The organism is Rothia nasimurium, assembly GCF_004569295.1.
GTDB lineage: Bacteria > Actinomycetota > Actinomycetes > Actinomycetales > Micrococcaceae > Rothia > Rothia nasimurium_B.
Window position 1 is genome coordinate 18,865 of record NZ_SPQC01000016.1, and the last position, 18,753, is coordinate 37,617.

General features: G+C 60.1%; 18 protein-coding genes. 3 read left to right on the forward strand and 15 right to left on the reverse strand.

The annotated features are described in order from the left end of the window. Positions 1–36: 36 nt before the first annotated feature. Complete coding sequence (hisS, locus tag E4U03_RS05690) at positions 37–1,389, reverse strand: histidine--tRNA ligase (protein WP_135012312.1); 1,353 nt, start codon at positions 1,387–1,389, stop codon at positions 37–39. A gap of 300 nt (positions 1,390–1,689) precedes the next feature. Between hisS and E4U03_RS05695 the strand changes: the two genes are divergently transcribed. Both E4U03_RS05695 and E4U03_RS05700 read left to right on the forward strand, forming a co-directional pair. After that, positions 1,690–2,979 (forward strand): DUF349 domain-containing protein, encoded by a 1,290-nt coding sequence (locus E4U03_RS05695; protein WP_135012314.1) that lies wholly within the window; start codon positions 1,690–1,692, stop codon positions 2,977–2,979. A gap of 159 nt (positions 2,980–3,138) precedes the next feature. Continuing rightward, positions 3,139–3,894, forward strand: a complete 756-nt coding sequence (locus tag E4U03_RS05700; protein ID WP_135012316.1) for a type IV toxin-antitoxin system AbiEi family antitoxin — start codon at positions 3,139–3,141, stop codon at positions 3,892–3,894. On the opposite strand, the gene E4U03_RS05705 is transcribed toward E4U03_RS05700, so the two are convergent. The 10 genes from E4U03_RS05705 to E4U03_RS05750 form a co-directional block, all read right to left on the reverse strand. Continuing rightward, positions 3,891–6,269, reverse strand: a complete 2,379-nt coding sequence (locus E4U03_RS05705) for a RelA/SpoT family protein (protein WP_135012318.1) — start codon at positions 6,267–6,269, stop codon at positions 3,891–3,893. The two genes, E4U03_RS05700 and E4U03_RS05705, sit on opposite strands and share 4 nt — an antisense overlap. A 130-nt stretch (positions 6,270–6,399) precedes the next feature. After that, positions 6,400–7,476, reverse strand: a complete 1,077-nt coding sequence (secF, locus tag E4U03_RS05710; protein ID WP_245207673.1) for a protein translocase subunit SecF — start codon at positions 7,474–7,476, stop codon at positions 6,400–6,402. Continuing rightward, positions 7,469–9,214 carry a protein translocase subunit SecD gene (gene secD / locus E4U03_RS05715; protein WP_135012322.1) on the reverse strand — a complete coding sequence of 582 codons (1,746 nt, stop codon included), beginning with the start codon at positions 9,212–9,214 and terminating at the stop codon, positions 7,469–7,471. Before secD ends, secF begins: the two co-directional genes overlap by 8 nt. 86 nt (positions 9,215–9,300) lie before the next feature. Next, positions 9,301–9,648, reverse strand: coding sequence for a preprotein translocase subunit YajC (gene yajC, locus E4U03_RS05720; RefSeq protein WP_167752319.1), 348 nt, complete (start codon positions 9,646–9,648; stop codon positions 9,301–9,303). A gap of 112 nt (positions 9,649–9,760) precedes the next feature. Beyond that, on the reverse strand, positions 9,761–10,798 hold the full coding sequence (gene ruvB, locus E4U03_RS05725; RefSeq protein WP_135012326.1) for a Holliday junction branch migration DNA helicase RuvB: 1,038 nt from the start codon (positions 10,796–10,798) through the stop codon (positions 9,761–9,763). Positions 10,799–10,805: 7 nt separating this feature from the next. Continuing rightward, positions 10,806–11,423 carry a Holliday junction branch migration protein RuvA gene (gene ruvA, locus E4U03_RS05730; RefSeq protein WP_135012328.1) on the reverse strand — a complete coding sequence of 206 codons (618 nt, stop codon included), beginning with the start codon at positions 11,421–11,423 and terminating at the stop codon, positions 10,806–10,808. Between the two features lie 186 nt (positions 11,424–11,609). Next, positions 11,610–12,281 (reverse strand): crossover junction endodeoxyribonuclease RuvC, encoded by a 672-nt coding sequence (gene ruvC / locus E4U03_RS05735; protein WP_245207674.1) that lies wholly within the window; start codon positions 12,279–12,281, stop codon positions 11,610–11,612. Positions 12,282–12,303: 22 nt separating this feature from the next. Then, the gene (locus E4U03_RS05740; protein ID WP_135012332.1) at positions 12,304–13,062 is read right to left on the reverse strand and encodes a YebC/PmpR family DNA-binding transcriptional regulator; all 759 of its coding nucleotides are present in this window, start codon (positions 13,060–13,062) and stop codon (positions 12,304–12,306) included. Between the two features lie 61 nt (positions 13,063–13,123). After that, complete coding sequence (locus E4U03_RS05745) at positions 13,124–13,903, reverse strand: type 1 glutamine amidotransferase (RefSeq protein WP_135012334.1); 780 nt, start codon at positions 13,901–13,903, stop codon at positions 13,124–13,126. Then, the gene (locus E4U03_RS05750; protein WP_135012336.1) at positions 13,903–15,210 is read right to left on the reverse strand and encodes a Mur ligase family protein; all 1,308 of its coding nucleotides are present in this window, start codon (positions 15,208–15,210) and stop codon (positions 13,903–13,905) included. Before E4U03_RS05750 ends, E4U03_RS05745 begins: the two co-directional genes overlap by 1 nt. 44 nt (positions 15,211–15,254) lie before the next feature. Between E4U03_RS05750 and E4U03_RS05755 the strand changes: the two genes are divergently transcribed. Further along, complete coding sequence (locus E4U03_RS05755) at positions 15,255–16,232, forward strand: hypothetical protein (RefSeq protein WP_209304128.1); 978 nt, start codon at positions 15,255–15,257, stop codon at positions 16,230–16,232. A 136-nt stretch (positions 16,233–16,368) separates the two neighbouring features. Here E4U03_RS05755 and E4U03_RS05760 read toward each other — a convergent pair whose 3' ends face one another. The 4 genes from E4U03_RS05760 to E4U03_RS05775 form a co-directional block, all read right to left on the reverse strand. Continuing rightward, positions 16,369–16,911 carry an HIT family protein gene (locus tag E4U03_RS05760; RefSeq protein ID WP_135012340.1) on the reverse strand — a complete coding sequence of 181 codons (543 nt, stop codon included), beginning with the start codon at positions 16,909–16,911 and terminating at the stop codon, positions 16,369–16,371. A 2-nt stretch (positions 16,912–16,913) separates the two neighbouring features. Continuing rightward, the gene (locus E4U03_RS05765; RefSeq protein ID WP_167752321.1) at positions 16,914–17,510 is read right to left on the reverse strand and encodes an RES family NAD+ phosphorylase; all 597 of its coding nucleotides are present in this window, start codon (positions 17,508–17,510) and stop codon (positions 16,914–16,916) included. 29 nt (positions 17,511–17,539) lie between these two features. Continuing rightward, positions 17,540–18,064, reverse strand: coding sequence for a hypothetical protein (locus E4U03_RS05770; protein ID WP_135012344.1), 525 nt, complete (start codon positions 18,062–18,064; stop codon positions 17,540–17,542). 153 nt (positions 18,065–18,217) lie between these two features. Then, positions 18,218–18,661 (reverse strand): hypothetical protein, encoded by a 444-nt coding sequence (locus tag E4U03_RS05775; protein ID WP_135012346.1) that lies wholly within the window; start codon positions 18,659–18,661, stop codon positions 18,218–18,220. Positions 18,662–18,753: the final 92 nt, after the last annotated feature.

Genomic DNA, 18,753 nt, shown 5'->3' on the forward strand with positions numbered 1-18,753 from the left:
TTGTGGTGCGCCTGGCACCGGTTGGACGGGTGTGAATTAGGCGGTAGGGAGCACGCGCACGTGCAGGTCGTCGGCGGGCGGGGTCCAGGTGCCGGGGTCTGCAGCTACCTGCTCACCACTGCGGATGTCTTTCACCTCGTGGGTGTGTTCGCCATTCTCCCCCGCTGAGGTGAACCAGACGAAGGGGATGCCACGCTTCTCGGCGTACTTAATCTGCTTACCGAACTTGGCGGCGGTGGCTGAGACCTCGCAGGCGATACCGCGGGCGCGCAGGGCGTCGGCGACGTCCTGCGCACCTGACCACATATCGTCGTTGGTGAGGGCAATCAGGACGGCTGTGGGCACCTTGCGGGTTGCTTCGGCAAAGCCCTGGGACAGGATGCGGGCCACCAGGCGGGTCACGCCGATGGACAGGCCCACACCGGGGTAGGTCTTCTTGCCGTTTGAGGCCAGGGACTCGTAGCGGCCGCCGGAGCAGATAGAGCCCAGCTGTTCGTGGCCTACCAGCACGGTTTCGTAGACGGTGCCGGTGTAGTAGTCCAGACCGCGGGCGATGGAAAGGTCAGATACTACTTTGCCGGGGGCGCGCTTAGCTGCCTCACCGATAACCTCGGTCAGTTCAGCTAGGCCCTCTTCAAGTAGGTCGTGGGTGACGCCCAGCGCGCGCACCTGATCAGCAAAGGAGGTATCTTCAGCGCGGATGCTGGCAAGCTTGAGGGCGGCAGCGGCCTGCTCGTCGGTGGCCCCTACTTCGTCCTTAAGAAGCTGGGCGACGGCGTCCGCACCGATCTTTTCAAGCTTATCGATATTGCGCAGTACACCCGCGGTATCGGTCAGGCCCAGCCCCAGGTAGAAGCCCTCGGAGAGCTTGCGGTTGTTGACGCGCAGCTTGAAGTCGGGAATCGGTAGCTTGGAGAGCGCATCGACGATAACCAGGGCCAGTTCCACGTCGTAGCGGAAGGGCAGGGCATCGTCACCAACGACGTCCACGTCGGCCTGGGTGAACTCGCGGGCACGCCCCTCCTGGGGGCGCTCACCGCGCCAGACCTTCTGAATCTGGTAGCGCATGAAGGGGAAGGAAAGGTAGCCGGCGTTCTCTACCACGTAGCGGGCAAAGGGCACGGTCAGGTCAAAGTGCAGGGCCAGCTTTTCCTTCTTACCGCCCCGGGCTTCGTCCGCATCATCAAGCAAACGGGAGACCGCGTAGACCTCTTTATCGATATCACCCTTGCGCAGCAGCTGCTCGATGGTCTCTACCGAACGGGTCTCAATCGACGAAAAACCGTGAAGTTCAAAGGTCTCTCGCAAAGTATCGAGAACAAAATTCTCTACCAGGCGTTCCTCGGGCAGGTGCTCCGGAAAACCAGAAAGCGATTGTTTGCGAGCCATGTGCTCCCCTTTTATCGGTTGAAAACGGTCGAAGTAGGTAACGTGCCCTCGGGAAACAAGCAGTCTCGCAGCAGAGCACAGTCCCTTTAATACTAGACCGAAGGCGCACCTGCCGGGTAATTGCACCTGCTTTTGCCCTAAACACGCTATGCTGGTAACTGCGCCACCTGCGCCCGATAGATTATTGCCGCCTCTTCGCGAAGCAGCAACCAGCCCTATCGATACGGCCCGGTCTGGTGCACTTTTCATTACTTAAACGGGGGTTACTCCCCAACTACTGATGCGAAAAGAGTTATAGCGGTGACTACCCAATCCGACGACACCACCCTCAACGTAGACCTCGACAAGGCCCGTAAGTTCGGCCGCGTGGACGAGGACGGCCACGTTTTCGTTATCGTTGACGGTGAAGAATACGCAGTAGGCCAGGTACCCGGCGCATCTACCGACGAAGCCCTCGGCTACTTCGCCCGCAAGTTTGAGAACTTTGAAGCCCAGGTTGCCCTGCTCGAAGAGCGTGTAGAGCGCAAGGCCAAGGCCGCTGACCTGCAGAAGGCAGCTGCCCACCTGGGCCAGCAGGTTGCTGTGCGCAACATGGTGGGCGACTACGCCGCCCTGCAGGAACGCCTAGTTGCCCTGGTTGGCAAGATCAATGAGCGTGAGGAAGCAGAGAAGACCGAGAGTGCCGAAGCTCGCCAGGCAGCCCTCGAAGCCCGCGAAGCTATCGTTTCTGAGGCTGAGGCTATCGTGGCTAAGGACGACTCCGCTATTCACTGGAAGAACTCCCACGCCCGCATGAATGAGCTCTTCGAAGAGTGGAAGAAGACCCAGAAGGAACACCATCTAGCCAAGAGCATCGAGGACGAGCTGTGGAAGCGTTTCCGCGCTGCCCGCACCAGCTTTGACCGCCGCCGCCGTGCCCACTTCTCCCAGCTCGATGAGGCTAACGCCAAGGCTAAGCGCGTGAAGGAAGCGCTCATCGCTGAGGCCGAGGCTCTGCAGACCTCCACCGACTGGGCAGCAACCGCCGCTAAGTACCGCGATCTGATGGACCAGTGGAAGGCAGCCCCCCGTGGCACCCGCAAGGAAGATGACGCCCTGTGGGCCCGCTTCCGTGCAGCCCAGGACGTCTTCTTCGACGCCCGCACCGCTGTGAACGCTGAGCTGGATAAGGAATTTGAGGCTAACCTACAGGCTAAGGAAGCCCTGCTGGAAGAGGCCCGCGGCATTCTGCCCGTCACCGATATCGCTGTGGCTAAGAAGGCCCTTGAGGGCATTCTGGACCGCTGGGAAGCTATCGGACGCGTGCCCCGCAACTCGGTGCGCCGCGTTGAGCAAGAGCTGCGTAAGGTTCAGGACGAAATCCACCGCGCCGAGAACGCCAAGTGGCAGAGGACCGACCCCGCTAAGCAGGCTCGCGCTAACTCCATGCTGACCCAGCTGGAGGACGCTATCGCCGGTCTTGAAGCCGACCTGGCCAAGGCTGAGGCCAGCGGCAACGACCAGAAGATCAAGAAGGCCCAGGAAGCTCTGGACGCCCGCAAGCAGTGGCTTGAGACCCTCAAGGCTTCTTCTGCTGAGTTTGGCGCCTAAACCCCAGCTTAAACTGTGACGTCTTTGTGACGCAGAATCCCCCGTCTACCGGCCGGTAGGCGGGGGATTTTTGTGGATAAGATATCTCGGGTAGGAAAGTTATCCACAGCCTGACAACTTTTTATCGTGCACCCTGCGTTGATGTGCTAAAACTTAGGCATGGAACATCTCAATTCACTCGGCGCTCTCTCTGAGCTCCCCTTCCCTCTAGCCCCGGTAAGGCCCAGCCCCCACAACTCTCTGCAGGTGATCGCCCACGACAACAGTTCTTTCCAGCCCGCCCGGGCAGAGCACAAACAGCCCGAACCGCGGGAGCTACCGGCGCTCGTCCGCCTGTATAGCCAGCAAACCACAGGACTCCCCGCAGCTCAGTGGCGGGCCTTCCTCAAGGAACGCGAGCTGGCGCACTTTCATCACGGCATCTACCGGGAGCCAGAGGACGAGCCCACCCCGCTTATGCGGGCAGCCAGCCTGGGCTTACTTACCCCGGCAGGCTACCACCACCGGATTCGCTACTCTAGAACCACCGCAGCCTGGGTGTTGGGCTACTTGCCCGAGCTACCCGAGGGGCGACTGCATGTAGACTACGACCGCGATAACCGGTGTAACCTCCCCCGCTCCTACCGGGCAGACTTTGCCACCCATCAGGCCCAGCTTCGCCCCTACGACACCATGACCATCGGGCCGGTCCGTCTCACCACGCCGCTGAAAACCGCCCTGGATATCATTACCCACTCGGTTGATGAGGGCGACCTGGCTATCGTCAAAGACATCCTGCGCGATAGCCAGAACAGTGTTACTCCTGAGCTTCTACTCCAGAGCGCCCGGGAGCAGATGAGCCTTAAAGCTACAGCCCTGCTCAGAGCCCAGCACCTGGCCCACCAGCTTGAGGCGGCAGAGATAGCCGGGGTCTAGCCCTGCTGGTTCATGAGCGGACGCGAGCCGGTCAGGCGGTAAGCGTTATAGATACCGGGGACGTTGCGAATTTGGTTGAGCAGGTGCTCCATCATGAAGCGGTCAGAGAGCTCTACAGTGTAGCGGTTGACCACAAAACGTTCGTCGCTGGTGTGCACCTTGGCGTCCACGATGTTGCAGCCGGCCTCGGAAATGACTCGGATAGTGTCGGAGAGCAAGGACTTACGGTCGATGCCCTCCACCTGGATCGAAACCCGGTAGACGGAGTTACCGTGGGAAGCCCACTCCACCGCGGTCTGGCGGGGGTCGTCAGGCTGGCTCAGCACGTTGGGGCAGTCGGTACGGTGCACCGAGATACCCTGCAAGCGGGTGACGATGCCGACAATGTCGTCGGGCGGTACGGGAGTGCAGCAGCGGGCAATCTTGGTCAGAATACCCTCGGCCCCTGGTACCACCACACCGTTGTCATCGCCCACCGAGCGGCGGTGAGATACCAGGGAGGCGTCGAAGCTATCGAGTTCAACGGTCTGGTCGACCTCGTCCTCGCCGTAGTAGAGGTTGACCAGGGAGGTAATGACGGCCTGGGTCTCCACCTCGTTCTCGCCCACAGCGTGGTAAAGGGTGGCCACATCGTGCTTGTGGAGATCCTGGGCCACCTGCAGCATGAGCTCGGGCGTCATCATCTTGGTCAGGGGCAGCTCGTGCTGGCGCATAGCCTTGACCACGCGCTCCTTGCCCCGGTTCATGGCCTCGATGCGGCGGCCCTTGGCGTAGTGCTGGCGAATCTTGGTGCGGGCCTTGCTGGTGCGCACGAACTTGAGCCAGTCCTCGCTCGGGGCGTGGTTCTCGTCCTTGGTTGTCTGAATCTCAACCGTTGAGGCGGTTTCGAGCTCGGTATGCAGGGGAACCAGCTTGCCGTTGACTTTAGCCCCAATGGTGCGGTCCCCCACCTCGGTGTGGATAGCGTAGGCAAAGTCAACGGGGGTGGAACCTACCGGTAGGCTAATGGGCTTACCCTGCGGGGTCAGCACCACAATCTCATCAGTCTCAAGCCGCTCAGACAGCTGCTGGTAAAACTGCTCAGACTCCGGGTTGGAGTTCGAAATCTCAGAAATCGACTGCAAGATGCCGATGTTGAAGGCAGCGGTGTGGGTGCTAGGTTCCTTGGGTGAAAGGTCTACCTTTTCACCGCGGGAGGCAGCCTTATACCGCCAGTGGGCAGCCACACCGTACTCAGCCTCTTCGTGCATCTTGTAGGTGCGGATCTGGATTTCCAGGGGCAGGCCGCCGGGCCCGTGCACCGTCATGTGCAGCGACTGGTAGTGGTTGTGCTTGGGCTGCTTGATGTAGTCCTTGAAGCGCCCAGGAACCGCCATCCACAGAGACATCACATGCCCCAGGGCGGTATAGCAATCGTTCTCATCCTCGACCATGATGCGCACGGCCAGAATATCGTTGATGTCGTCAAAGCTCTTACCCTTGGTCTTCATCTTCTGATGAATCGAGTAGTAGTGCTTGGGGCGGCCCGTTACAGTGGCCTCAATACCTACCTGGGCCAGGCGATTCTCAATTGTTACGCGGGCCTCAGCCAGATACTTTTCGAGCTTAGGGGTACGCTCGCCCACCATCCGCACAATCTCGGCGTAGATATCGGGGCTCATAGCGGCAAAGGAGAGGTCTTCCAGCTCCCACTTGATGGTATTCAGGCCCAGGCGGTGGGCCAGCGGGGTATAAATCTGCAGGGTCTCTTCGGCCTTACGCGCTGCAGACGCACCGGAGACGAACCGCCAGGTACGGGCATTATGCAGGCGGTCAGCCAGCTTGATGAGCAGCACGCGCACATCCTGCGACATCGAGATAACCAGCTTGCGAATTGTCTCGATGGGGGCGTTATCGCCGTAGCTTACCTTATCGAGCTTGGTCACACCATCTACCAGGTAGGCGACCTCGGTACCGAAATCAGCGGTGAGCTGCTCCTGGGTGTACTCGGTGTCTTCGACCGTATCGTGCAGCAGACCCGCAACCAGCACGGGGCCGGTAGCACCTATCTCAGCCAGAATGGTCGTCACGGCTACCGGATGGGTGATGTAGGGGTCCCCGCTCTTGCGCTTCTGCCCCCGATGGTAGTGGTTCGCGATCTGGAAGGCCCGCTGTAGCACCTCAAGGTCTTCATCGGGGTGGTACTTCTTGACGGTGCGAATCACCGGCGCCAGCACCGGAGAAAAACGGGGGGCAGGGCCCTGCTGCTGTTCCCGCCCAAACACCAGGCGGGTAGGCACGCGCCCCGAAGCAGACATGACCCGGTGCGACCCGCGAACCGGCCGCTTACCCTCTGCGCGAGAATCCTTGTGGCTGCTCTCTTCTGACCGGCTCATGCCCAATTCCCCCTCAAACTGAAATACTCGTGTGGGACTATCTTAGATTAATTCCGCACTGTGCGTAACAAAAACGGGAGCGGACTGTACTCCGCTCCCGTTTCTAGGGTAAAAGGCCTAGCTCTTGGCCCTACTTACTGTCGAGGTTAACCGAATGCACGGTGACCATCACCGGGGCAGCCGGCTGCGCGACGGCGTCCTCGCGCTCCTCACCCTCTTCCGCCTGCCCCTGGCGGGCACGGCGGACGAGCTCGGTATGCTCACGCACGCCCTTCTCACCCAAACGCAGGGCAGCGTAGGCAGGCGCCGCCACAAAGAGAGTGCCCAGGGTGCCGATGATGATACCGACAAAGAGGGCCAGGGAGAGGTCCTTGAGGGTACCCGCCCCCAGGAGCAGGGCACCGATGAAGAGAATCGAGCCCACCGGCAAAATACCCACAATCGAGGTGTTGATAGAGCGCACCAGGGTCTGGTTGACCGCCAGGTTTACTTGCTCAGCGAAAGTGGTGTCGCGGCGCTTCTCTAGCCCCTCGGTGTTCTCACGAATCTTATCGAAAACCACCACGGTGTCGTAGAGAGAGTAGCTCAACACGGTCAGGAAGCCGATAATCGCGCTGGGGGTAATCTCAAAACCAATGAGAGCGTACAGGCCCACGGTGGTCACGATGGTAAAGATCAGGCCAGCAATTGCCGAGACCGACATCTTCCAGGTGCGGAAGTACAGGGCCATACCAATCATCACCAGCAGAATAAACCAGACCAGACCCACCAGAGCCTGCTGGGTCACCCCTGCTCCCCAGGTGGGGCCCACGAAGGACGAGGTCACCTGGTCAGCGCTCACACCGTAGGCCGACTGCAGGGCCTGGCCCACAGCCAGAGTCTCATCGTCCGTCAGCTCACTCATCTGAGCGCGCACGGTACCCGCAGCAATATTAGTGACGCGCACGTCGGTCGCCTCGGGGGCGGCGTCCGCAATCGCCTGCTGGCCGATAGAAATATCGGTATCGGCCACCTGCGACACGGTGAACTCAGAACCACCGCGGAACTCAATACCCAGATTGAAGCCACCGCGCATCACCGGCGCCAAAGCCGCCAGCACAACCAGAGCCAGGGCAATCGTCAGCCACAAACGACGCTTAGGCACAAACCCAAACGACCTCTGACCAGAATGCAGTTCATTACCGAACTGAGCGAGTTTATTAGCCACGGTGGGCCTCCTCGGTAGTGGTGGAATCTGCGGCAGGCAGGGGCTCCACATCAGCACTCCCCTGCGCCGCTTCAGCTTCAGCGGCCTCAGCGGCAAGGCGCTCGCGGCGCTTACGCTCAGCCAGAGAGAGGGAACCGTCGGCTTCTTCAGGAGTGCGGACGCGCCCCGCACCCCGGTAGAGCGGAGTGGAGCCGAGTGCTACCGGGTCCATGCCCGAGAAGCGTCCGCCGTTACGGAAGTAGTCCTTGCGGCCCAGCAGAACCATGAGCGGGTGGATGAAGAGGAAGGTGATAATCAGGTCTGAAACGGCGGTGAGACCCAGGGTGAAGGCAAAGCCTCGCACGTTACCAACCGAGGCAAAGTAGAGCACTACAGCGGCCAGCAGGTTCACGGCCTTGGAGGCCATGATGGTGCGCTTGGCGCGCAGCCAGCCGTGGTCGATAGCGGCAGGGATGGTGCGGCCGGCACGAATCTCATCGCGAATACGTTCAAAGTAGACAATGAAAGAGTCTGCCATCAGGCCGATTGACACAATCAGACCGGCCACGCCCGCCAGAGACAGGCGGTAGTTCATCAGGTGCCCCAGCAGCACAATCACCCCGTAGGAGAGCAGGCCAGCCACGATAATCGAGGTGATATTGACCAGGCCCACCAGACGGTACTGGAAGAGGGAGTAGATAAACACCAGTAGCAGGCCGATTAGACCGGCAATCAGACCCATCTTCAGCTGGTCAGCACCCAGGGTTGCAGAAATCTGCTGCTCTGACTGAATAGTGAAGCTAATGGGCAGGGCACCGTACTTGAGCTGCTCAGCCAGGTTAGCTGCCTCTTCTTCGGTAAAGTTACCGGTGATCTGGGGCTGGCCGTTGGTAATCACTGCCTGGGTGACGGGGGAAGAAAGCACCTGGCCGTCCAGCATGATGGCGAAACGGGCGCGGGGGTCGGACGCGTTAGTGCCGCGAATAGTGTTCAGGCGGGTGGTGACGTCCTTAAAGGTCTGGGTAGCAGCCTCGTTGAAGACGATGTTCACGCCCCACTGGCCGGTCGCGTAACCGGTTGAGCTAGCCACCTGGGAGTAGGAGGCTGTGTCGATATCGGTACCCTCAATTTCGATGGGGCCCAGGATGTACTTTTCACTTCCGTCTGAGGCACAGGCGACAATGGCGGAGTTAGGGTCCTGGTTAGAGGTATCGACGTTGGCGGGTACGGTGCAGTCCAGCTGCTCGTACTGGCGCCAGAGGTCGCCGGTAACCCAGTTGTAGTCCGACCCGTCAGTGGGTTCAGCGGTCGGTGAGGGCAGGGCGTCCTCGGCTGCTACCGCGTCCGCTGCAACCGCCTCGGGGGCAGCGGTGTTAATGACGGCGCGGAAGCTCATCTGGGCCGAGGTCTGAATCAGGTTACGGGTTTCGGAGCTCAAAGTGCCGGGTACAGAAACCACGACGTTCTGGCCCGACTGGGTGGTCACTTCTGCTTCCGCCACACCCGCGCCGTCGACGCGCTGGCGAATAATTTCAACAGCCTGGTCGAGCTGTTCAGCGGTAATGGCCTCGCCCGAGGAGTTGTTGACCTCGGGTGACAGAATGAGCTGGGTACCGCCAGAGAGATCTAGGGCCAGCTTGGGCAGCCAGCTGCCCCCGGAAAAGGTGGTGCCGAAGATTCCTCCGGCAAGTAAGAGCAGCACCAGGGCCATCGAGGCAAGTGCCCCTCTGGCTTTGGTGACGTTGGATGGTTGAGCCATCGGTGCCCCTTCAGGTGAGTGGGTTCGTGAAACGTGAAAAAGCGCGCCACCTCTGAATCTAGAGGTAGCGCACCCTAAGTTGTGGTTTAGTTTTTGGGATCGTCTGCGACTTCACCCTGGATGACAGGACGCTCGACGTCAGCTACCGGCGCGGCAGCGGTGTCTTCCTCGATGCTAGTGACGGTCATGAGGTGAACCTTAACTACGGTGCCCGGAGCGATTTCCAGGTGGGAGGTGTTGGCTTCCTTGTCGATGGAGACAACAGAGCCGTAGAGACCAAAGTTAGTCATGACCTGGGTGCCGGGCACCATGGAGTCCTGACGTTCCTTAATCTGCTGCTGGGCCTTCTTGGCGCGGCGTGCCGGTAGCACGATGAGCACCAGCATCATAATGCCCAGAAGTAGGAGCATAAACAGGGGTGAGCCTGACTGCACGAGAATCCCTCTTAACGTAGTTGATGGGGGTGAACAAACTAAAGTCCCCATTATATGCCAAGTTCCTTGCAGTTGGCTGGTTACCCCCTGATATTACAGGGGCGGACGGCCGCTAGGGCAGCTCGGGTGCCTGTAGCCCCAGGTGCTCCCAGGCAGCGGGCAGAGCTACTCGCCCGCGGGGGGTTCGCCCGATCAGGCCCTCGCGTACCAGGTAGGGCTCGGCAACGGTCTCGACAGTTTCGGTCTCTTCGCCCACTGCAATAGCCAGGGTTGAGAGGCCCACCGGTCCCCCGCCGAACTTGGTAATCAGAGCTTCGAGCACCGCTCGGTCTAGGCGGTCCAGGCCGCGCTCATCGACCTCGTACATGTTGAGGGCTGTTGCTGCCGCTGAGGCCTCGATACGGTCAATGCCATTGACCAGGGCCCAGTCGCGCACGCGACGCAGCAGGCGGTTGGCAATACGGGGCGTGCCCCGAGACCGGCCCGCAATTTCTGCAAAACCCTCGGGGCTAATGTTGAGTTCCATCAGGCCAGCAGACCGGCGGATTACACTCTCTAGCTCGGTAACAGAGTAGAACTCTAGGTGGCCGGTAAAGCCGAAGCGGTCACGCAGGGGCCCGGGTAGCAGACCCGCGCGGGTGGTTGCCCCCACCAGGGTAAAGGGCGGCAGCTCCAGGGGAATAGAGGTTGCCCCCGCTCCCTTGCCTACCACGATATCCACACGGAAGTCTTCCATGGCCATGTAGAGCATCTCTTCAGCCGGGCGGCTCATACGGTGAATTTCATCGAGAAAGAGCACTTCGCCGGGGGTGAGAGAGGAAAGAATCGCAGCCAGGTCCCCCGAGTGCTGAATGGCCGGGCCGGAGGTAATACGCAGGGGGGCGTCCATCTCGGCAGCAATGATCATCGCCAGGGTGGTCTTACCCAGGCCGGGAGGGCCCGACAGGAGCACGTGGTCGGCTGAGCGTCCGCGCATCTTCGATGCCTCAAGCACCAGCGACAGCTGCTGACGCACGCGCTGCTGCCCCACAAAGTCATCAAGAGACTTGGGGCGCAGGGCCGCCTCAATCATTTTTTCTTCAGGTTCTTCGTCCATGGAAACCAGGCGCTGGCCGGGAATCTGGCCATCGGCGTGAGGGAACTGGCTCATACTCTACCTATCGCCCCACCGTATTCTGGTTACCCAGCGAAGCCAGTACGGCCCGTAGTGCTTCGGCAACGCCCATGGTTTCAGCCTTCGGGTGGTGCTCAATGAAGGACTCAATAGCGCTCACGGCGTCCCGCTCGTTCCAGCCCAGGCTGGTCAGGGCATCCTGCACCTGGGGCTTCCAGCTCACGCCCTGGTCAATGGGCAGCTGGTCAGTGGCTCCGTCCGCCAAAATCAGCTTGCCAGCAAGCTCCAGGACGATGCGGCGCGCCCCCTTGGGGCCAATGCCGGGAACCTTGGTGAAAGCCTTGTCATCACCGGTTGCTACAGCACGCTCAACCTCAGCCGGGGTATGCACACCCAACACGGCCAGGGCAATGCGCGGGCCGATACCCGACACCGACAGCATCATGTCAAAGACCTCACGCTCGGCAGGCTCAGCAAAGCCGTAGAGGGTCATGGAGTCCTCACGCACAATCATGGTGGTCAGAACCGTAGCCTTCTCCCCCATGCGCAGCTGCGAAGCTGTACGGGCATTGAGATGCACCAGCATGCCAAAACCGTTAACGTCGATAACAGCGGTCTCCAACCCCAGGTGGGTCACGGTACCGGTCAGTGAGCTAATCATGAAACCAATTCTATTCGAATATATGTACTAATACAAGAAGCGCGTGTCTTGTATATTACGGGCAAGCGGCGGACTCACAGCGAAGCTGCGGGCCCGGGCTGGCGTGAATCGCGTAACGAGCGCAGCGAGTCGCGCGAGAGGGCCCGCAGCGAGCGTGAGTCCGCCGCTTACCCCAATAGCCCTGCCCTATCTTCTTGCCCTTGCCTCTGCCTCCATCCAGGCCCGCTGTGCGGGGGTGAGCTGGGCGCTGCGGCGCGTTGCCGCCGGGTTGGAACCCTGGTGGGTCTGGGTGGTGGCTACCATGTTGATGCCGGAGCCGATGCCACCGCCGCGCCAGCCGTGGCAGATAGCCAGGGCGAGGGCGTCCGCTGCGTCCGCCGGTTTGGGCATGGCGTCAAGCCCCAAAATGCGGGTAACCATACGCCCCACCGATGCCTTGTCGGCGCGTCCTGAACCTGTCACCGCCGCCTTCACCTCTGAGGGCGTGTGGAAGTGTACAGGCACTCCGCGCGCAGCGGCAGCCGCAATCACCACGCCGGAGGCATGGGCAGTACCAATCACGGTATTGACCTGCTCCTGGGCAAAAACTCGCTCAATCGCCAGGGCGTCGGGCTGGTAAGTGTCGAGCCAGGCCTCGGCAGCGCGCAGAATCTTGAGGATGCGGGCGTCCAGGCTCTCCGATGCGGCAGTACCTGCCACTCCCACGTTGACGAAGTGGGCCTTGCGGTTGGCCGTCATATCGACCAAACCGAAACCGCACCTGGTGAGACCCGGGTCGACCCCCAGAATGCGGGCAGCGCCCGGAACTCGCGGGGCGGGTTCCGGGCGCTGGTGTGAGGTGCCGTGAGCCGGGGCCACGCGCTCCTCCTTTCCCTGCTGGTTACTCAGCTTCGAGCTCGGCCATAACGGCTTCGCTAATGTCTGCATTGGAGTAGACGTTCTGTACGTCATCCAGTTCTTCGATGGCGTCAGCGAGCTTCAGGAACTTCTTAGCACCTTCGGCGTCGAGGTCTACCTGCATGGTGGGGCGGAAGACCGGGTCGTCGTTGTTGTACTCGAGCTCAGCCTCTTCCAGAGCTTTACGGATGGCGGGTAGATCGGTTGCCTCGGAGACAACGGTGAAGATCTCGCCTTCGTCGATGACTTCCTCAGCGCCGGCGTCGAGCACTGCCATGAGGACGTCGTCCTCGGTCAGGCCCTCGGTCTTAGCAACTTCGGCAACGCCCTTGCGCTCGAAGAGGAAGGCTACGGAGCCGGAGTCCGCCATGGTGCCGCCGTTGCGGGTGACGGCGGTGCGAACCTCGGCAGCTGCGCGGTTACGGTTGTCGGTCAGACACTCGATGTAGAGGGCGGTACCCTGGGGGCCGCGGGCCTCGTACATGATTTCGGTGTAGTCAATGGCTTCACCGGTTAGGCCGGCGCCGCGCTTGATTGCGCGCTCAACATTGTCGTTGGGAACCGAGTTCTTCTTGGCCTTTGAGACTGCGAGGTCGAGGGCGGGGTTACCTGCCGGGTCGGGGCCACCCATGCGAGCTGCAACTTCAATTGCCTTGATGTACTTAGCGAAGGCCTTGGCGCGCTTGGCGTCGATGGCAGCCTTCTTGTGCTTGGTTGTGGCCCATTTGGAGTGACCTGACATGATTCTCCTTGTTCGTCTGGTGCGCCCGCCCGCGTGCGGGCGCGATATACCTCGTACTATTCTAGCGTGGACGGGCGGACGCTGAGGCGCGCGCCTTTTCCACGAGAGTGTCGTCAATACCGACGGGGGTGAACTCACCGTACTTCTTGATCGCTGCCTGCTTGATGAGGAAGTCCGAGATGGCGGGGTTCTTAGGCAGCAGGGAGCCGTGCAGGTATGTTCCAATGACGTTGTGGACGCGGGCGCCCTCGCCGGAATCTTCCTTATTGTTGCCCTCGCCCTTGGTGACGGTGGCCAGGGGCTTGGTGTCTCCGGAGAGGTAGGTGAGCCCCGAGTGGTTTTCGAACCCGATGATGGTGCCGAACTCTTCAGATTCCTCAACGATGTTGCCGATCAGGCGTTCTTCACCACCTACGGTTTTAGCGTCAAAGACGCGAATACCGTTGAGGGTGACGCCACCTACGGTTTTGAACTCTCTACCGAAGAGCTGGTAAAGACCGCAGATGACCAGCATGGGGGTGCCGTCTTCTGCCAGCATACGCAGGGTTTCAGCGTTGGCGAGTAGGTCGTCCTGAATTACAGACTGGCCTGAATCCTGGCCACCACCGCCCACAAAGATATCGCCATCGAGCGGGAATTCATCGCCGGGGTTGTAGTCAACGATTTCGGTGGTGAAACCGTGGGCCTGGGCCCGGCGGGAGAGCGACAGGGTGTTGCCCCAGTCCCCGTAGATGTTCATGTCTTTGGGGTAGAGCTGCACAATTTTGAGGCTCTTGTTGTTGCCGGTCTGGGTGATAATCTGCTCGCCCGCTTCAACCGGTGCGTTCTCAAAATCGCTCATTAGATTTCCTCCACATCGGTGATTTTGGCTAGTTCCTTACGGATGGCCAGCATGGCGGTGTAGGTGCAGAAGATGCGCATGGGGCGCCCCTCTGACTTGGCAATAAAGGTGGCGAGGGCTTCTTCGAGGTCCTCGTTGATGCTCTCTACATAAACATCGTCGTGCTGCAGGCGCAGGGCCATGTCGTAGGCGCGCACACCCGACGCCATGGTGACGCCACCCTGGGTTAGGGAGTGGAAGTCGACATCCCACAACCAGGAAATGTCGCGGCCGTCGGCGTAGGCGTCGTTGATGGTGATCATGGTGACGTAGTCCTTGGCATCGGCGGATGCCAGCGACAGGCGGAACCCGCTGGGGTTCTTCACCAAAAGCAACTGCAGGGTCTGGCCGTTAACGTTGAGGGTTTCACCGCGGCCAAAAGCCGGGGCAATATGCTCAAGTTCAGCCAGAAGTTTAGTCTCGTTGAGGGCATCCCCCATGACTTCGCGCGTCAGGGCCATTGCCGCAGCGGCGTTAAAGATGTTGTAGACCCCGTAGAGGTTGATGGTGCCCGCCAGCTCCTTACCGGCAACATCGAAGGTGGCAGCGGTTCCCTTGAAGTCCTTGAGCAGGACGGACGCCGCCGACAGCTCCGGTGCCAGAACACCGGCGTCTGCGCACTCAGCCCCCTCGGGGCTGGTGCGCAAGTCATCATCGGACGGGAACAGGGCACGCAGCTTCTCAGACAGGCCGAAGTAGCTCACCCGAGTGCCGGGCCGAATGTTCTCAGCCAGAGAACGAATACGCGGGTCTTCTCGGTTGAGTACCACGGTGCCCGTCGTGGCACCGGCAACCGTAGCCAGCATACGGCGGGTCGTATCGATTTCACCGAAACGGTCTAGCTGATCACGCAGGACGTTGAGCAGCAGCGCATAGTTGGGCTTGACCTTGCGTACAAAGTGCACCGCGTGAGCCTCGTCTAGCTCAAGTACAGCGATGTCAGCGTCCAGCTTACCCGCCAGGTTCATCTCACCCAGCAGAGCAGCAGCTACGCCCCGCACAAAGTTCGACCCGGTGCGGTTGGTAAAGACCTTCAAGCCCTGGGCTTCCAGCAGCTGCACCACCATCTTGGTGGTGGTCGTCTTACCGTTCGTACCCGAAACAACGACGACACCGCGCGGCAGCTTAGCCAGCTCCTCCGCCACAAAATTAGGGTGCAACTTCTCCATGACCAAGCCCGGGAAGGCAGAGCCGCCCCCGCGCAACTTGGTCGCATAACGAATGCCTTGGCCAACAAGGCGAACAACAGGTCGTGACATGGTGACTATCTTACCGGGTTTGTGTATGCTTCGAACCTGTAATGACTACTTCCATGAACCAGCTTGTACCCTTCCCCGAATTTATCTGGCGTGACATCACCTGGCGCGATCGGGCCCCCTACCTTAAAGTTGAGCCTCTTCTTGACGGCCAACCCAGCGGTGAGATTGAAACAATTGCCATAACCCCGGGTAGCTTCCTCGGCCTTAGTGCCCTCCCGGCGGACGTCCACGGCGCCAGCACCTACTGCAGCGGCTACTCACGAGCCAACCTCGATAGTGTTGGCTTTCATCTGGAGCCTTGCCCCACCCACACCATCATCACCAAGGGTAAGCAGTGTGATTCCTGTTTCGCCCGCGACGAATTCGCGCCTATTCACCGTATCCACCTGGGTTCGCGAATGAACGAGGCAGCCCTAGCCTACGTTAATCTCGAACACTACCTCTACATCGCGACCTTCCCCGACGGCACTTCCAAGGTCGGCACCGCTTCACTGCACTCCAACCCCCGCCGTCTCGACGACCAGGCCGTCGCAGCAGCTACTTTCGTGGCCCGGGCAGACACCGGCATCATCGTGCGCCAGCTTGAAGACCTGGTCTCTCAAGAAGCCAACCTCACCCAGTTCAAACGGGCCTCCACCAAATACAAGGCCTGGGTCGATCCCGCCAGTACCGAGTGCCTCAAATCTGAACACTACATGGCCGTAGAAAACGCCACCTGGGCGCTCGAAGACGCCCTAGACTCCATCGACGGTTTCGATATCACCGCAGACCGCTGGGTGCCGTCCGTCGCGATGAGCCGAGCCTACGCGTCCTTACGGTCAGAAAACCCCGAGCCGCTCACCGCCTACCCCACCCTCGCCGAAGGCACCCACGGCTTCTACATCACCGGTGGAACCGGCAAATTCCTCACCGCCCACTTCGGCGACCCCGGCCAAACCTTCCTAATCAACACCGCAGAACTCTCAAACAGGGCCTGCCGCCAGCACGGGGAACTCACTCCTCCGGCGTCCGTGCAGGAATCGCTATTCTAGGAAGATAGTCGACATAAGGCAGCAGGCAAGCCAAACGCCCGCAGACCCTCTGATATCTCGCGCTGGGGCGCTCGATATCATTCACGCCAGCCCCGAGCCAGCGAGCCTACTTGGCTTGCCTGCTGCCTCCGCCTAGCTATACCCAGGCGGTACTGAGCAGGTCCCGGATCTCGTCCAGGGTCTGCGTGACTGTCTTGGTGCCGGCGACGATGGGCAGGAAGTTGGTGTCGCCGCTCCAACGGGGCACGATGTGCTGGTGCAGGTGGGCGGCAACCCCTGCCCCGCCGACCTTGCCCTGGTTCATGCCGATGTTGAAGCCGGCTGCGCGGCTGACCTCCCGCAGAATTCCCATGGCTTTCTGGGTGAGGGCAGCAATTTCGGCGGTTTCTTCGAGTGTTGCGTCGTCGTAGTTGGGGATGTGCCGGTAGGGGCAAACCAGCAGGTGCCCGGGATTGTAGGGGTAGAGATTGAGAATGACGTAGGCGTGCTCGCCACGGTGCACAATGAGCGACTCGGCATCATCGTGGGTGGGAGCTTCGCAGAAGGGGCAGGTGTTTTCGGTGTAGTCCTTTTGCCCGCCCTTTACGTAGGCGCGGCGGTGGGGCGTCCAGAGCCGCTGGAAGGAGTCTGGAACCCCTGGTAGCTCAAAATCGTCGGTGGTGTAGTCGGGAATCAGCATCGCTAATCGCTCTCGGTGAAGGTAGCAAAAGTATAAAGGTTTCGGGACTGTGTCGCGTAAAGCTCCAGGCCAAGACTGGTTGCGGCGTCAGCCAGGGTACTCTCAAATCTACTTGGCAATTGGGCCGCACCGGCATCACCAAAGAGAGCTAAAGCTAAAGAGTCTCCCGGCGAAAATCGGGGGCGGTAGGTAATTACGCCGAACCCTGCCTTATTAAAAGCCTGTGCCCAGGCCTGCGGAACATCATAGCTAGGCATCGTCGTAAGTTCTCCGGTAATGCCCAGGATGAACGCATCATCATGGGAAATATGCGCAGAACGAACAGAACACGGCAGGGGCAACCGCGAAATCACTTTTCCCTCGGCGAGGCTTTGAGGCAGGCGCCCGGATTGACTGAGCCTGTCACCTATAACCTCGCGGACGGCAGCACCCGGGTTGGTTGCGAGATAGCAGGTTCCCTGGGGCTCAGGCAGGTCGAAACGACCCTGCATCGATGAAGAGAAATACCAGGGGCCAAACTGCTGACTGTGGGCGCGGAAAAATTCGCTGCCTTCTTCGTACTCTACAGAGGGAACCAGTGAGAGACTCGACCCCTGCATAGGCCCGTGCTGGGCTATTTTTTGCCGGGTCATACTGTTTGCCACCCTGTTGCAAGAGCACGGGCTTCGGTCAAAACTGTATCGAGGCGGCCTTGGTCAAGTAAATCTAAGGGGGTTACCCCATCGAGCGGTGTATTGAACCACTGGGCAACAGCGAATGAGTCTGCATCGCCAAAGGCTCGTAGCACCTGTTGTATATCTCCCCGCACAGCTCTGCCCTCAAACTGAAACACAGGGAAAATTGACTCACTGTTTTCGATGGTCAGTCTCAGTAACTTGTGGTGCTTGACCTGCTTGCTGATGGCTGCCCGGCTGGTAACTTTGAGCAGTTTCATGGTGTTATCAAGATCGTAGACTGGCCCGATAAGGTCGCCGTATCCCTTAACGCTGGCGCGGGCTACTAACGACCTCATGCGGCTTTTAACATCTTCTATATCGTCAATGGACGCCAAAAAATCAGCGGGTAGACTTTCTAAATCGCGGGTGAACTCAGCAACGAGCTGGTCGATAACAGCTTGAGCATGAGCGTCTTTGCAGTCGATGGTGTGGCACATGAGAACCTCCCTGGTTGGCTCTATAACTGTTAATCCTAAAAGTCACCGTCAACCGCGTCAACCATTCAGATGCCGCCTAGCGCCGGGTGCGCCAGGCCCGGTGATACTGGGCAGGCATATAGTCGATATCGACATTGAGTTCATCAGCCCAGTTCAGGGCGAAAGCGGGGTTACGCAGAGCCTTACGGCACAGGCAACCCTGCGCGCGAAACGGGCCCGGTTTTCCAGGGAACCACCATCGTGCGGCACCAGCTCGCCGGGGGTCGAGGCCTTTCGTCCTGCGTGAGCAATCTGGATACCTGCCTTGGTTCCCCCAGCGTGAATTGCTTCAACGACCGGCTTGAAAGCCTCGGTGTGTCCGTCGCTCCAAATGCCCAGGCAGTAGGGGCTGATGCGGGCGGCGGGTTCAACGCCGGTCATTTCGACAATGACGGCACCGGCTCCACCTCGGGCTAGAGCCCCGTAGTGGGAAACGTGGTAGGTGGTAGGCTTGCCGTCCTGCTGTTCGACCGAGTACTGGCACATGGGCGGAACCCAGAGACGGTTACGGGTAGTCATAGAACGCAGGGTAAAGAGTTCAAAGAGGGGCGATGCCATGTTAATTCTGCCTTTCATATGGGGTTGTGCACCCGATTCAACCAGGTATGAGGCCGGGATATTCCCGCGATGCCGAAGCGGTGAGGGGTAAA